Here is a 15,799-nt window from a genome sequence, read left to right on the forward strand (position 1 = left end):
ATGTAATAAAGTGAAAGAAAGCAGGCTTTAGAATATTTATGAAAAATAGGATGCAGGAAGAATTTTCAGGGAAAGATAAACATGAACCGGTACGGCTGAACAAATTTCTGGCTGAAACTGGTGTGTGTTCCAGAAGAGAAGCGGACAGGCTGATCGAAAGCGGTAAGGTGACTGTGGATGGGCAGACGGCTGCTATGGGTCTGAAAGTTTTGCCCATTCAGGATATCCGTGTCAATGGAAAAAGAGTAAGCAGAGAAGAAGAGATGATATTATTGGCTGTCAATAAGCCGGTAGGGATTATCTGTACCTCAGAGAAGAAATGGGGAAGCAATAATATAGAAGATTTTTTGCATTATCCCAAACGGATTTTTTCTATTGGAAGACTGGATAAGGATTCGGAGGGTTTGCTGTTGATGACAAATAATGGGGAAATCCTGAATAAAATTATGCGTGCGGGAAATTATCATGAAAAGGAATACGAAGTCAGGGTGAACAGGCCCGTTACGGATGAATTTATCCGGCAGATGGCAAAAGGAGTTCCGATTTTGAATACCGTGACCAGACCATGCAAAGTGGAGAAGATCGGAGAAAAGCAATTTCGCATTATTCTGACCCAGGGACTCAATCGTCAGATTCGAAGGATGTGTGAAGCGCTGGGGTATAAAGTGACCAGGTTAGTGCGTGTACGTATTATGAATATCCGCCTGGGACATTTGAAAGCAGGAACATACCGTAAACTGACCGATAAGGAAATCGAAGAACTTTATCAGATGATACAGGATTCCAGTAATGGACCGGAATACACAAGCCGTATATAGGGGATGAATGAGTTATAAATATATAAGCACATTGCTGTAGAGTTTAAGAATCAGTAAAGAGAGGCCATATTATGAAACAGAGAATCGACGAACTTAAAGAACAGATCAATTACCACGCAGATCGTTATTACAACATGGATGCACCGGAAATTAGCGACTATGAATATGATCAGCTGATGCAGGAATTAAAGAAGATTGAAGCAGAGAATCCGGAGCTGGTGACTCCGGATTCCCCCACGCAGAAAGTAGGTGGGAGTGCAAAGAGGGAAGCCGGAATACTTGTGAAACACAGGGTTCCCATGTTAAGCCTTCAGGATGTCTTTTCCAAAGAAGATGTAATCCAGTTTGTAGAGGACATGAGGCAGCAGCTTCAGGAGCCTGAATTTGTGGTTGAAACGAAGATTGATGGTCTGTCCATGGCTCTGCGCTACACGGATGGTGTTCTTACTACAGCCATTACCAGAGGGGATGGGGTAACTCAGGGAGAGGATGTAACGGAAAATGCAAAAGTAATCAAAGATGTGAAGAAAAAACTGAAACATCCGATTCCTTATCTGGAAATCCGTGGAGAGGTCTACATGACCAATGCTGCTTTTGACCAGGTGAATGAGAAGCAGGAAATACTGGGTAAGAAGCCGTTTGCCAATCCGAGAAACTGTGCAGCGGGAACCCTGCGTCAGTTAGAGAGCAAGGTGACGAAAGAGCGGAATCTTTCTATGTTTATCTTTAACATCCAGGAAACCCAGGGAAGGACATTTGAAACCCACACAGAAGGGTACGAATACCTGAAAAGTAATGGCATTAAGGTAATTGACCAATATACGATTTGCCATACAGGGGAAGAAGTCTGGGCAGCCATTGAGAAAATAGGTGAGCTGCGGGGATCTCTGGCTTATGACATTGACGGAGCGGTAGTGAAAATTAACCGGCTTTCTGACAGGGAAACCCTTGGCAGCACATCGAAAGTGCCAAGGTGGGCAGTAGCTTATAAATACCCTCCGGAAGAAAAAGAAACCGTGCTGCAGGAAATTGAACTCTCGGTAGGAAGAACCGGAAGAATCACACCTACGGCAATCTTTGAACCCGTCAGGCTATGCGGGACCAGTGTGGCAAGAGCGACGCTGCATAATCAGGACTTTATTGATGAATTGGACATAAGGATTGGAGATTCCATTGTCGTTTATAAATCTGGAGAAATTATTCCAAAGATAAAATATGTTGTAAAGGAAAAAAGGCCGGAAGGTGCCATGCGTTATGTGCTGCCGGATGTATGCCCTGTCTGTGGCTCTCCGGCTGTCCGGGAAAAAGATACGGCGGATATCAAATGTACCGGCGCCAACTGCCCGGCACAGCTGGAACGGCACATCATTAATTTTGTGGGCAGGGATGCCATGGATATAAAAGGCTTTGGCGAAAGTTATATTATGGAACTTGTCCGGCAGGGATATCTGAAAAATGTCGCAGATATCTTTGTGCTTAAAGATCACAGAGATGAAATGATAGAAGCCGGAATCATCGGAAAAGAGAAAAATACGGATAAATTACTGGCGATGATTGAAGAAGCAAAAAAGAATGAACCACAGCGCCTGCTCTCCGGACTGGGGATTGCAAATGTAGGCAAGGCAACGGCAAGGGAGCTGATGCGTCATTTTGGTTCCATTGACCGGTTAAAAGAGGCTACTTTAGAGGAGCTGGTTGCAGTCTCCGATATTGGAGAAATCAGTGCCGTATCTATCCGCCGATTCTTTGATGACCCGGTAAATCAGGAAGTGATGGAGAGACTGCGGGAATACGGCGTAAACATGACTGCAGAAGAGGAAGATGGGGATGATTTGTTTGCGGGCATGACCTTTGTGGTAACGGGGACACTCCCTACACTTGGAAGGACAGAGGCAAGTGAACTGATTCAGAAGCACGGCGGAAAAGTCTCCGGTTCTGTTTCGAAAAAAACATCCTATGTTCTGGCTGGAGAAAATGCCGGAAGCAAGCTGACGAAAGCACAGGACCTGGGAATACCTGTGATTTCCGAAGAACAATTGAATGAAATGTTAGCCGGAGAGAAATAATAATTATAAACGTATCTGCGGGATGGAAGCCTTCACATCAGACAGGCATCCATCCCTTTTGTGTATTAAAAAAGAATGTATGAGGATAGACTTTCTAAATTATTTATGAATATTTTACACTTGCTTCGTTGACAATTCAGAATACTTCACCTAAGATAGACTTTATATTAATAATTAACCTAAGATAAAAGATTGATGTTCGGTCTTTTATATCAGATAAGGAGGAAAGGATTATGAAAGAAGTAAAACCGTCAAAAAAGCCTCTTATTTTTTATTATGTTACAGCAGTGATAGTCATATTTTTATTAAATGGGCTTTTATTTCCAAAACTGCTGTCTCCCAAAGTTCAGGATGTGGATTATGGGACATTTTTGGAAATGATGAATAACAAGCAGATTAATGAAGTGGAAGTCTCCAGTGACGAAATATTATTCTCGGACAAAGCAGAAAAGCCTAATTATTATCGGACCGGTGCTATGAATGATCCTCAGCTGGTTGACAGACTGTACAGTTCCGGAGCCAAGTTTTCCCAGGAAATCGTTCAGCAGATGTCACCGATTCTGAGTTTTCTGCTTACCTGGATACTGCCAATTGTTCTGCTCTATGGAATTGGAACTTTCTTTATCAAAAAGATGATGGGAAAGGTTGGTGCCGGAGGTGGAATGGGAAATGCCATGTCCTTTGGGAAAAGCAATGCCAAAGTGTATGTAGAGTCCACAACGGGTATTAAATTTGCAGATGTGGCAGGTGAGGATGAGGCTAAAGAAATTCTGACAGAAATCGTTGATTTCCTGCATAATCCGGCAAAGTATACCGAGATTGGTGCAACCATGCCAAAAGGTGCACTGCTGGTAGGACCTCCGGGTACTGGTAAAACGCTGCTTGCAAAAGCAGTTGCCGGGGAAGCCAGTGTTCCCTTTTTCTCAATTTCCGGTTCGGAATTTGTGGAAATGTTTGTAGGTATGGGGGCGGCAAAGGTTCGTGACCTCTTTAAACAGGCAAATGAAAAAGCACCATGTATCGTATTTATCGATGAGATTGATACGATTGGTAAAAAACGTGATAATGGCGGAATGGGTGGTAATGATGAAAGAGAACAGACCTTAAATCAGCTTCTCACCGAGATGGATGGTTTTGACGGCAGAAAAGGCGTTATTATTCTGGCGGCAACAAACAGACCGGATTCGCTGGATCCGGCACTTTTAAGACCGGGACGATTTGACCGCAGAGTTCCGGTGGAACTTCCTGATTTAAAGGGAAGGGAAGATATCCTGAAGGTACATGCCAGGAAGATAAAGATATCGGATGATGTGGACTTTAATGCAATTGCCAGAATGGCATCGGGAGCATCCGGTGCAGAACTTGCCAATATGATCAATGAAGGAGCACTCCGTGCAGTCAGGGATGGCAGAAAGTTTGTCAGCCAGAGAGATTTAGAGGAAAGCGTGGAGGTAGTAATAGCAGGTTATCAGAAGAAGAACAAGGTATTGTCGGATAAGGAAAAACTGATAGTCTCTTATCATGAAATCGGACATGCGCTGGTTGCTGCAAAACAGAACCACTCGGCTCCGGTTACCAAGATTACGATTATTCCGAGAACATCAGGTGCCCTTGGCTACACCATGCAGGTGGATGAAGGGGAACACAACCTGATGACGAAAGCGGAAATAGAAAATAAAATCGCAACTTTTACAGGCGGGCGTGTGGCAGAGGAACTGGTATTTCACTCGGTCACTACAGGAGCTTCCAACGATATTGAGCAGGCAACGAAACTTGCAAGGGCAATGATCACCAGATTCGGAATGTCTGATGAATTTGACATGGTGGCATTGGAAACTGTCCAGAATCAATATCTGGGCGGGGATACTTCTCTTATGTGTTCTGGTGATACGGCAGCTGTGGTGGACAAAAAAGTTGTGGAGGTAGTACGGGAACAGCACGGGAAGGCAAGAAAAATTATAGAAGAGAATATTGGCAAGCTGCATGAACTTGCAAAACATCTCTATGATCAGGAAACCATTACCGGAGAAGAATTCATGAGAATTCTGGATGGCAGGGAGGCAGAATTGCCGGTGCAGCCTTAAGCAGCAGCCCTGGGAAATCATATAAGAAATAAAAAAGCGATCGTAGTTTATCGCTTTTTTATTTGCTGTGTTTTCCGATAATGTGTCGGATGTCATCATAAATATAGGGTTTTATCACCTCAATAGGAGCAGGCTGGTCATATAGTATGGGACTGTATATACTGCCGCTTACCAGTTCAATGATCATATAGATCATGATTTCAGGCTCCTCAAAAGTTCTTCCGGATTCTGCCAGAATCTGTTCGTAGAGCTCATATACATTTTTATCGTAATCGTTATCCATTCTTGTCATGGCATTTTTGAAGATACCCCAGCTTAAATGCTTGGCAATTAAAAACAGCAGGGATTTGTCTGCAACCAGGTGGTCAATGATATTGTCTACCATGAAGATCATCTGCTCTTCAAAGGCTTCAAAATTCTTCGTCTTCATTTCCTCATAGGAGGAACTTAACAATTGATTTGCCTTATGGGAAATTAATTTGTTGCGCAGGTCATATTTATCCGTAAAATACAAATAAAAGGTTCCCTTGGCTACCCCGGCCTTCTCTACAATATCGGCAATGGATGTCTTTTGAATACCCTTTGTGATGAACAAGTCAAAGGCGGTGTTTAACAGGGCATCTTTTTTTTGCTTTTTATTACTCTCTAATTTACTCATCAAAATCATCTCCTTCGCATAGAAGTGTTACAATCATTATTCTATAGAAATGACTAAAAGTCAATGGGACAAATTCTATTTCTAAAAGAATTGTAAAATTTATACTCAAAAGATTGACTAATGGTCACTTTTATAGTATAACATGTTTGAAAGTAAATGACTAGTGGTCATTTAAATGAAAGAAGGAGATGTAAAAAGGATGATGATTAAGATTGGCAAAAAGATTGTAAAGTTTCGTATTCCTATTTTTATACTATCCCTTCTGCTGTTGATACCGGCAGGGATTGGTTATCTGAACACAAGAATCAATTATGATATCCTGAGCTATCTGCCAAACTACCTGGAGACAGTAAAAGGACAGGATATTATGGTAGATGAGTTTGGCATGGGTGCATTTTCCATGGTGATTGTGGAAGATATGGAGCCAAAAGATGTGGTAAAGCTAAAAGAAGAGATTAAAAATGTGGATCATGTGAAGGATGTACTCTGGTATGACAGCATTATGGATATTACCTTTCCCATAGAGATGCTGCCGGACAGTATTCGGGAGGCATTTAACCAGGGTAATGCTACGATGATGATCGCATTGTTTGATGACACCACTTCTGCAGACAACACGATGAAAGCGGTAAGTGAGATGCGTACCCTCTGTTCTAAGCAGTGTTTTATCAGCGGAATGTCCGGTGTGGTTACAGACATAAAGAATCTCTCTCTGCAGGAAATGCCGGTTTACGTGGTAATTGCGGCACTCTTATCCCTGTTGGTGTTAAGCCTGACTATGGAATCTTTTGTTGTACCGGTATTATTTTTATTCAGTATCGGAGCAGCGATTGTTTATAACCTGGGCAGTAATGTGTTCCTGGGGCAGATCTCCTATATCACCCAGGCACTGACAGCGGTGTTACAGTTGGGAGTTACCATGGATTATTCCATTTTCCTGTTAAACACATATGAGGAAAACAAGATACGGTTTGAAGGAGATAAGAATCGTGCAATGGCACATGCCATATCCAATACATTCAAATCTGTGGCAGGAAGTTCCGTTACTACGATCGCAGGGTTTGTGGCACTTTGTTTTATGACATTTTCCCTCGGACGTGATATTGGGGTTGTAATGTCAAAAGGTGTTGTAATTGGCGTTATTTGCTGTGTTACACTGCTGCCTTCCCTGATATTAATATTTGATAAGCCCATTGAAAAGACAAAGCATAAATCCCTGATTCCAAGCCTGGATAACATTTCAGCATTTATTACGAGGCATTATCGGATTTGGATGGTACTGTTTCTCATTCTGATTATACCAGCGGCTTACGGAAATGCGCATACGAAAGTGTATTACAATATTGATAAATCACTTCCCCGGGATCTGGCAAGTTCTGTTGCAAACGAAAAACTGGGCGATGAATTTCATATGAATAATGTATATATGGTGCTGCTGAAGAATGGGCTGGATGTCAAAGATAAACAGGAGATGCTGGATGAGATAGAGAAAGTGGCAGGCGTTAAATGGGCGCTTGGCATGGATTCCTTTGTAGGAGCCGGAGTGCCGGACGATATGATTCCGGATGACCTTAAGAGCATGCTGAAAAGTGGTCATTATGAGGTCCAGTTTATCTGCTCGGATTATAAGACTGCAACGGATGAAGTTAATAAACAGATTGCTGATGTAAATGAGATTGTTAAAAGATATAGTCCGGAATCTATGGTAATAGGAGAAGCACCCCTCACCAAAGATTTGGCGGATGTAACCGATGTGGATTTGAAAAATGTAAATATTGCTTCCATTGCAGCAATCTTTGTAATAATTATGATTGTGTTTAAATCAATTACGCTCCCGGTAATTCTGGTATCAGTAATTGAATTTGCAATTTTTGTAAATATGGCGATTCCCTATTATGCCGGTATTACGCTTCCTTTTGTGGCGAGTATTGTAATTGGTACCATACAGTTGGGAGCTACAGTTGATTATGCCATATTGATGACCAGTAAGTATCAGAGGGAGAGAAGCAGGGGAGCAGGGAAAATGGATGCGATCCGGACGGCACACCAGTCTTCCATGAAATCTATATTAATCAGCGGGTTTAGTTTCTTCGCAGCAACATTTGGGGTAGGACTTTATTCTAAGATTGATATGATCAGTTCGATTTGTACACTGCTTTCAAGAGGTGCCATAATCAGTACGGTGGTAGTTATCCTGGTACTGCCCGCAATGTTTGTAGTGTTTGACAAAGTTATTATAAACACATCCATTGGATTTAAACCTAAAAAGCAAAAATAAGGTGAGGAGGATAAGAATCATGAATAAGAATAGAGTGTTAAAGAAAACATTGGCTGCCGGTCTAGCTGTTATGGTGGCTGGCAGTACCTGCTGTCTGGACGCAGGAGTGGTATATGCTTCCGATAAGGATGCCGGAAAAAAAGATGGTAAACAGGAAACAAAAAAGGTGGAAAACCAGACAGAGGCAAAGCAGGATGTTGATAAAGAAGAAACGGTTTATGTAAAAGCTAAAGCAGATGGAAGTACCGATAAGGTGATTGTCAGCGACTGGCTGAAAAATTCAGGAACGGATGTGGTAATCCAGGATGCCTCAGATCTGCAGAATATTAAAAATGTCAAAGGTGATGAAACATTTAAACAGAATGGCAGCAGCCTTGTCTGGAAAGCGAACGGCAATGATATTTACTACCAGGGAGAGACGGATAAGCCCCTTCCCGTTGAAGTGAAAGTGACATATTTTCTGGATGAGAAAGAAATCAGCCCGGATGATCTGGCGGGAAAGAGCGGAAAGGTCAGAATCCATTTTTCTTATATCAACCAAGCCAAAGATGGAGAAGTGTATACGCCATTTACGATGGTGACCGGTATTATTCTTCCGACTGCCAATTTTACCAATGTTCAGGTCACAAACGGAAAGGTAATCTCAGATGGAAGTAAAAATATCGTAATCGGTATGGGATTCCCCGGGCTGTCAGATTCCCTGAAACTAAAGGATACTGATTTTGGAAAAGATATTGACTTGCCGGATTCCTTTGATGTAACGGCAGATGCAACCGATTTTACACTGGCTATGACTGCTACGGTTGCTTCAGCAGATACTCTGTCAGAATTTGGACTGGATAAGACAGACAGCCTTGATGAATTGAAGGATTCTCTGAATGATATGAAATCTGCGTCGGAAAAGCTGGTAAATGGCAGCGGAGATCTTCTGAAAGGAGTAAAGACGTTAAAGAATGCCTGCATAGTTCTGAAAGACGGAACCGGAACCGTAAATGAAAAAATGGGAGAACTGGCTGAAGGAATCGGAACCCTGAACAGTAAAAAGGGAGAACTGATTACCGGGCTGAATACGTTAAATGATGGGATCGAAACTCTGCACACCGGAGCATCTGACCTGAAAAACGGGATTGGTCAGTATACCGGTGGTGTCGGTACACTTAGCAGTGGTTTAAGCCAGTATATAAAGGGTGCCAATACACTGTCTGACGGAGCCGTACAATATGTAAATGGAGCAGGAGCCCTTGCAGATGGAACTACCCGGTATGTGAATGGAGCTAAAAAATTAACAGATGGAGCCGCAAAGTATGCAGATGGGGCAGAACAGGTGGCAGCAGGAGCAATTCAGTATGTTGAAGGCTCTAAGAAACTGTCATCCGGAATTTTGGGATATGTGACAGGAGCTGACCAGCTGGCAGCAGGAACCGCACAGTATGTGGCGGGAGCAGGAAAAGTGGAAGAGGGTGCGGCAAAATACGTGGCAGGTGCAACAAACCTTGCTTTAGGTGTTCAGCAGCTGGGGCAAAACGCATCCGGTCTGCCGGACGGAATAACGGGAATTAACGGCGGAATCAAAAGCGCAGGAGAAAATGCGGCTAAGTTATCCGAAAATATGGATACTTTATATCAAAAAAGTGACCAATTGGCGTCGGTATTGGAGTCTATGAGCGGATCAGTAAGCGGATCTGGGAATGCTTCAGGAAATCCGGGCAGCCGGACTGATTCCGTGGGAACAGACCAGTCAGGTGCTATCACAAGCCTGCAGTCATCGATTGCCCAAAATGAAGAAGTCCTGCGAACCTTAAATGATGTCAGAAGTAAAATTTCTTCCGTTCCTGAACTTTTAAAGTCACAGTTTAGTGATGCCTATCAAACTTATTCAGGGGCATTGGATGCAAGTATCCAGGAGATGAACTATAGTATTGAATTACAAAAATCAGTCCTGAATTCCCTGGTTGCCCAGCAGAATCAGCAACCGGAAAACCAGAAACAGCCTAACCGGTCAAATGAGACAAACCAGTCAAATCAGCCAAACCAAAGCCAGAGTAATGATATTAACGGCCAGGGCGTCAGCCAGCTGGCGAAGAGTGCCAGAGAACTGGCAAACGGTATTCAGAAAGTATCAGAAGGATCGGAATCTCTGGCAGGGGGATTAGAACAGCTTGGCGGTTTAAGTGGATTGTTGTCTGAGCAGACAAAAGATCTTCCACAGGCTCTAAACGGACTGACAGAAGGCGCTAAAAATCTGACGGCAAACAACCAGGAATTAACGAACGGAATCTCAGAGCTGCAGAAAAATAACAAAGAGCTCCAGGACGGTGCAGCAGCCGTACAGGCGGGAAGTAAAACGGTAAAAGAAGGAACAGCGGAATTAGGTAGCAACGATAAAGCCCTGAAAGACGGTGCTTCAGCTGTATTGGGTGCCGGAAAAGACTTAAGAACCGGAGCAGCAGAATTAAACAAAGCAGTTAAAAACCTGAAAGACGGTGCTGCGCGGATTAAACAGGAAGGGAAAAAATTAAAATCCGGAGCTTCCGATCTGGAAAAGGCCGGAAAAACGGTAAAAGAAGGGACGAAAGCTCTGACAGATAAGAGCCAGGATTTAAATACCGGTGCGTCAAAACTGTATGACGGCACCAAACAATTAGCAGAGGGAAGCAGCCGGCTGTCAGCAGGAGCAGCCACACTCAGTGATGGAATCGGAAAGCTTGCAGATGGAAGTACGCAGTTAAAAACAGGAACTGCCGCCTTGGCAAAAGGAGGCACGGATCTGTCTTCTGGTGTTGGCGAATTGTATGATGGTGCCAAAGAATTAAATAAGGGCATGAAAAAGTTTGATAAAGAGGCAGTGGACAAATTAAAAGATACGGTTGACGGGGATATTCAGAGTGTCCTGGACAGATTGGATAAAGTTCTGGATGCCGGAAAGGAGTATAAAACTTTCGCCGGCACTGCGGATGATAAAGAGAGTAGTGTTAAATTTGTGATTGAAACGGCGGGGGTATCAAAGTAGCAGAATGTTACTGTGAAAATATGTATTGCAGATAAGAAGCGGTGAACAGAGTGAGAATGAGGCTGGCTATTGCCAGCCGCATTCTCATTTCCACGTCTAAGATTTTTATTTGTACATAGGATTCTTTATTTTAAGTAATGATTCATAAGTTTATCCTAAAAAAACCTTTTCCCTATTGCTTATTTCATCCACTTTGAGTACAATGTCTTTATGCGTATTAAGAACACATTAAAATTGGTGGCATAATACTAAATTCGCATTAAAATTTTACATAATCATGATAATTTTATATTAAAATTATGCGAAAAGAAAAAAAGATTTTATTAAGACACTTTGGAGGAAAACATGAAGATTATTATTATAGGCTGCGGAAAAGTTGGGGCAACCCTGGCGGAGCAGCTTAGTAAGGAAGAAAACAGTGTAACAGTAATTGACCGCAAATATGATGTGGTGCAGAGTTTATCCAATGAATTTGACGTAATAGGACTGGTGGGGAATGGTGCCAGTTATTTAACCCAGGTAGAGGCGGGAATTGAAGAAGCGGATCTGATGATCGCGGTTACCGGTTCGGATGAACTGAACCTGCTTTGCTGTTTGATTTCGAAAAAGGCAGGTAACTGCCAGACTATAGCCAGAGTAAGAAATCCGGAATACAATCATGAGATTCGGTTTATTAAGGAAGAATTGGGACTTGCAATGGTTATAAATCCCGAGTATGAAGCTGCAATGGAAATTGCACGGGTTATGAGATTTCCATCGGCAATTAAAATTGAGCCCTTTGCAAAAGGCAGGGTGGAATTGCTGAAGTTCAAGATCCGTGAAGGTTCTGTTTTACATAATATGGAGGTAAGGGAAATTACATCAAAGCTGCGATGTAATGTTCTGGTATGTATGGTTGAACGTAAGGACGAAGTCATCATTCCTACCGGTACCTTTGTACTGCATGAAAAAGATATTGTATCGATTGTTGCACCGCCAAAATTGTCAAATAGTTTCTTTAAACATATTAAGGTTGGAACAAACCGTGCACATACAGCAATGATCGTCGGAGGAGGTTCCATTGCCTATTATCTGGCAAATCAGCTGCTCCGCATGGGAATTGATGTGGAAATTGTGGAAAAAAGCAGGGACAGATGTGAAGTACTCAGTGAGCTGATTCCGAAAGCAACGGTGATTCACGGAGATGGAATCAACCAAAATTTATTGCTGGAAGAGGGACTTGCCCGTATGGATGCATTTATCGCGCTTACCAACCTGGATGAAGTAAACATTGTATTGTCGTTGTTTGCCAGAAGTAAAGGCGAGATGAAGACGGTAACAAAGATCAACAGCATTAATTTTGATGAAGTCATTGATGGGCTGGATCTGGATAGTGTTGTTTATCCCAAATATGTTACGACAGAAAGTATCATCCGTTTCGTCCGGGCAATGAAAAATTCCATAGGCAGTAATGTTGAGACACTGTACCGGCTGGTTGGAAATAAAGTAGAGGCACTGGAGTTTATTATAAAAGATAACGCGCCGCTTCTGAATATTTCATTAGAAGAGCTGGAACTGAAAAATGGTCTTTTAATTGCCTGTATTCATAGAAACGGACAGATTATTATCCCCAAAGGAAAAGATGTAATAAAAATGGGAGATACGGTTGTAATTGTTACTACAAATATGGGGCTGAACGATATCAGCGATATTTTACTAAATTAAAGAAAGGTATAGAGCGTGTACGCTCTTGAGCCGCTGTAAAAGGCGGCCCGGAGGGAACTATGAATTACGCAATGATTAGATACATGTTGGGATATATCTGTTATTTTGAAGCTGTCTTCCTGGCACTCCCATGCATCGTATCTATAATATACAAAGAGAAAAGCGGATTTTCTTTTGCTGCTATTATGCTGTTGTGTGCGGCTATCGGCTTCACCATGACATTTAAGAAACCGAAAGACAGGACCATGTTCGCAAAGGAAGGTCTGGTTATTGTTGCCCTAAGCTGGATTATACTGAGTATTTTAGGTGCCATGCCTTTCGTCATATCAGGGGAAATACCCTCTATGACGGACGCATTTTTTGAAACCGTTTCCGGATTTACCACAACCGGAGCCAGTATATTAACAGAAGTGGAAAGTTTGTCCCAGACAGCATTGTTCTGGCGAAGCTTTACCCATTGGGTAGGGGGTATGGGTGTGCTGGTATTTATACTGGCAATTATCCCTACGAAAAGTGATTCGGGCATTCATTTAATGAGAGCGGAATCACCGGGACCATCTGTTAATAAACTGGTACCTAAGGTTCGGACAACCGCAATGATTTTATATGGCATATATCTGGGAATGACCGTCGTAGAGATTGTATTTCTTTTAATAGGGGGAATGCCATTGTTTGATGCCCTTACCATTGCTTTTGGTACTGCGGGTACCGGTGGTTTTGCCATTAAAAATGACAGCATAAGCAGTTATTCCACTTATTTGCAGGGAATTGTTACGGTTTTCATGATTTTGTTTGGAATTAATTTTCATGTTTACTATCTGTTTTTGGTTAAGCGGCCGAAGGAAGCGCTGCGGACCGGTGAATTATGGGCATATCTTGGAATCATAGGTACGTCCATACTGGTGATTGCTTTTAGTGTCAGGGATATGTTTCCTTCTTTCTTTATGGCATTTCACCAAAGCGCATTCCAGGTAGGATCCATTATCACCACCACCGGTTATGCCACGGTAGATTATGAGACCTGGCCGGAAATAGCACGGACGATACTGGTGCTGTTAATGTTTATTGGTGCCTGTGCAGGCAGTACCGGAGGGGGAATTAAAGTATCCCGTATAATCCTTTTATTTAAAGGGGTAAAAAAGGAGATTACAATGATTTCCCATCCAAGGAGCATCAAGAAAGTTAAAATAGATGGAAGGCTGGTCGAACATGATGTTGTACGTTCTGTAAATGCATTTCTTGTCATCTATGCAGTTATTTTTGTAATCTCCCTGATGATCATTTCCCTGGATAATATGGATATGACCACAAACTTTACCGCAATCGCGGCAACCTTAAACAATGTAGGGCCCGGACTGGGCGTAGTAGGTCCTACCGGAAATTATGCGGCTTTTTCCGATCTGTCTAAGCTTGTGATGTCTTTTGATATGCTGGCAGGAAGACTGGAACTGCTGCCGATGCTGATTTTATTTGTTCCATCTACGTGGAGGTAGCGCTCTGAATCCTCAAACAGACTCTGACTACGTGGAGGTAGCGCTATGCATTCTCAAACAGACTCTGATATTGTGACTTTGTAACTAGTACTCAATCCAGCCAGTAGCGAGAAAAAGGAACTTTATCTTGTGAATAATATAGCACCATGGTATAATTATCATATCTCCAAACTCCAAAGGGCAGCACCTGAGGGGAAAGGGCCATGAAGACAAAGTCATTAATTTAGGCAAAATGAAAACACTGGCGGAACAGCAGTTTCCGGCAGTGTATATTTGTTAAACATGCTCTATAGCCGGTGCTGTAATTAGTACCGGCTTTTTTGCGTGGAAAGGAAGTGAAATATGGATACAAGGATTGCAGTAATTGCAATTATAGTAGAAGACAACCGGGCGGCAGAGGAAGTGAATCATCTGCTCCACCAATATGCAGAATATGTGGTGGGAAGGATGGGGGTACCTTACCGTCCGAAAGAAGTTTCAATTATCAGTGTTATCCTGGATGCTCCGCAGGATGCGATCAGTGCACTGTCTGGTAAACTGGGAATGCTAAGCGGTGTCAATACCAAGACCGTTTACTCAAAAGTCTGATTAGGGAGGTGTTAAAAAAATATATGGAACATAGAAAAATTTGCAAAGAATATATTGACCGGCTCGCTGTCTGTCAGGTTCTTAGTGCGGAAGAATTCACCTATCTGATTCTGAATTATGATCAGGAGGTCAGTGACTACCTTTTTGAAAAGGCGAGACAGGTCAGAACCAGATATTACAACCACGATGTCTATATCCGGGGACTGATTGAATTTACCAATTACTGCAGGAACGACTGCTATTACTGCGGTATCCGAAGCGGCAATAAGAAGGCCATTCGTTACAGATTGAGTAAAGATGAAATTTTAGGCTGCTGTGAAACGGGATATCTGCTGGGATTTCGTACGTTTGTATTGCAGGGCGGTGAAGATGGCTACTATACCGATGAACGGATGGCGGATATCATAAGAAGTATACGTGATAAGTATCCGGATTGTGCCATCACACTGTCTGTGGGAGAAAAATCTTATGAGACCTACAAATTGTTCTTTGATGCAGGGGCGGACCGTTATCTGCTGCGTCATGAGACGGCAAATGAAGAACATTATGCCAGACTGCACCCCGCAAAGCTATCCGGAGCAGCACGAAAGAATTGTCTGTATGATCTGAAAAAGATTGGGTATCAGGTGGGAAGTGGATTCATGGTAGGATCCCCCTGTCAGACTGCCGGGAATCTGGCGGAGGATCTGTTATTCCTAAAAGAATTGCAGCCGCAGATGGTAGGAATCGGACCGTTTATTTCCCATCACGATACACCTTTTGCCAAAGAAAAAAGCGGAACGCTGGAATTAACTCTTTTTATGCTGGGACTTTTGCGGCTGATGCTGCCAAAGGCATTACTGCCCTCAACCACAGCGCTTGGGACGATTCATCCAAAAGGCAGGGAACTGGGCATTCTGGCAGGTGCCAATGTGGTGATGCCGAATCTGTCACCACAGGGCGTTCGGGATAAATACCTCCTTTATGACAATAAGATCTGTACCGGAGATGAAGCGGCTGAATGCAGACAGTGCATGGAGCGCAGGATGCGTTCTATCGGGTATGAAGTAGTTGTGTCCAGAGGGGACAATGTGGATTTCAGGTAACTTGACGTTTCATGG

At 42.8% G+C, this 15,799-nt stretch carries 10 protein-coding genes; 9 read left to right on the forward strand and 1 reads right to left on the reverse strand.

The annotated features are described in order from the left end of the window. Positions 1 to 38 precede the first annotated feature (38 nt). The 3 genes from QR40_RS13550 (at position 39) to ftsH (ending at position 4,968) form a co-directional block, all read left to right on the forward strand. Positions 39 to 818 carry a pseudouridine synthase gene (locus tag QR40_RS13550; RefSeq protein ID WP_044295500.1) on the forward strand — a complete coding sequence of 260 codons (780 nt, stop codon included), beginning with the start codon at positions 39 to 41 and terminating at the stop codon, positions 816 to 818. A gap of 71 nt (positions 819 to 889) precedes the next feature. Next, positions 890 to 2,884 (forward strand): NAD-dependent DNA ligase LigA, encoded by a 1,995-nt coding sequence (ligA, locus tag QR40_RS13555; protein ID WP_044295501.1) that lies wholly within the window; start codon positions 890 to 892, stop codon positions 2,882 to 2,884. 233 nt (positions 2,885 to 3,117) lie between these two features. Next, complete coding sequence (gene ftsH / locus QR40_RS13560) at positions 3,118 to 4,968, forward strand: ATP-dependent zinc metalloprotease FtsH (protein ID WP_044295503.1); 1,851 nt, start codon at positions 3,118 to 3,120, stop codon at positions 4,966 to 4,968. 58 nt (positions 4,969 to 5,026) lie between these two features. Here ftsH and QR40_RS13565 read toward each other — a convergent pair whose 3' ends face one another. Next, positions 5,027 to 5,626, reverse strand: a complete 600-nt coding sequence (locus QR40_RS13565) for a TetR/AcrR family transcriptional regulator (protein ID WP_027296553.1) — start codon at positions 5,624 to 5,626, stop codon at positions 5,027 to 5,029. Between the two features lie 202 nt (positions 5,627 to 5,828). On the opposite strand from QR40_RS13565, the gene QR40_RS13570 reads away from it, so the two are divergent. The 6 genes from QR40_RS13570 (at position 5,829) to hydE (ending at position 15,784) form a co-directional block, all read left to right on the forward strand. Beyond that, a complete protein-coding gene (locus tag QR40_RS13570) occupies positions 5,829 to 7,904 on the forward strand; it encodes an efflux RND transporter permease subunit (protein WP_044295803.1) in 2,076 nt (691 codons plus the stop codon). 19 nt (positions 7,905 to 7,923) lie between these two features. After that, positions 7,924 to 10,914 (forward strand): YhgE/Pip domain-containing protein, encoded by a 2,991-nt coding sequence (locus QR40_RS29845; RefSeq protein WP_052430846.1) that lies wholly within the window; start codon positions 7,924 to 7,926, stop codon positions 10,912 to 10,914. A gap of 345 nt (positions 10,915 to 11,259) precedes the next feature. Then, a complete protein-coding gene (trkA, locus tag QR40_RS13580; RefSeq protein ID WP_027296555.1) occupies positions 11,260 to 12,618 on the forward strand; it encodes a Trk system potassium transporter TrkA in 1,359 nt (452 codons plus the stop codon). Positions 12,619 to 12,677: 59 nt separating this feature from the next. Then, the gene (locus tag QR40_RS13585) at positions 12,678 to 14,111 is read left to right on the forward strand and encodes a TrkH family potassium uptake protein (RefSeq protein ID WP_027296556.1); all 1,434 of its coding nucleotides are present in this window, start codon (positions 12,678 to 12,680) and stop codon (positions 14,109 to 14,111) included. Between the two features lie 342 nt (positions 14,112 to 14,453). Beyond that, positions 14,454 to 14,699 (forward strand): TM1266 family iron-only hydrogenase system putative regulator, encoded by a 246-nt coding sequence (locus QR40_RS13590; RefSeq protein ID WP_044295504.1) that lies wholly within the window; start codon positions 14,454 to 14,456, stop codon positions 14,697 to 14,699. Positions 14,700 to 14,722: 23 nt separating this feature from the next. Then, the gene (hydE, locus tag QR40_RS13595) at positions 14,723 to 15,784 is read left to right on the forward strand and encodes a [FeFe] hydrogenase H-cluster radical SAM maturase HydE (RefSeq protein WP_044295506.1); all 1,062 of its coding nucleotides are present in this window, start codon (positions 14,723 to 14,725) and stop codon (positions 15,782 to 15,784) included. Positions 15,785 to 15,799: the final 15 nt, after the last annotated feature.

Origin of the sequence: Robinsoniella peoriensis, assembly GCF_000797495.1 — a bacterium.
Lineage (GTDB): Bacteria > Bacillota > Clostridia > Lachnospirales > Lachnospiraceae > Robinsoniella > Robinsoniella peoriensis.

Coding starts and splice junctions, on each gene's coding strand:
- QR40_RS13550 (WP_044295500.1), top strand. CDS start 39: ATGAAAAATAGGATGCAGGAAGAATTTTCAGGGAAAGATAAACATGAA.
- ligA (WP_044295501.1), top strand. CDS start 890: ATGAAACAGAGAATCGACGAACTTAAAGAACAGATCAATTACCACGCA.
- ftsH (WP_044295503.1), top strand. CDS start 3,118: ATGAAAGAAGTAAAACCGTCAAAAAAGCCTCTTATTTTTTATTATGTT.
- QR40_RS13565 (WP_027296553.1), bottom strand. CDS start 5,626: ATGAGTAAATTAGAGAGTAATAAAAAGCAAAAAAAAGATGCCCTGTTA.
- QR40_RS13570 (WP_044295803.1), top strand. CDS start 5,829: ATGATTAAGATTGGCAAAAAGATTGTAAAGTTTCGTATTCCTATTTTT.
- QR40_RS29845 (WP_052430846.1), top strand. CDS start 7,924: ATGAATAAGAATAGAGTGTTAAAGAAAACATTGGCTGCCGGTCTAGCT.
- trkA (WP_027296555.1), top strand. CDS start 11,260: ATGAAGATTATTATTATAGGCTGCGGAAAAGTTGGGGCAACCCTGGCG.
- QR40_RS13585 (WP_027296556.1), top strand. CDS start 12,678: ATGAATTACGCAATGATTAGATACATGTTGGGATATATCTGTTATTTT.
- QR40_RS13590 (WP_044295504.1), top strand. CDS start 14,454: ATGGATACAAGGATTGCAGTAATTGCAATTATAGTAGAAGACAACCGG.
- hydE (WP_044295506.1), top strand. CDS start 14,723: ATGGAACATAGAAAAATTTGCAAAGAATATATTGACCGGCTCGCTGTC.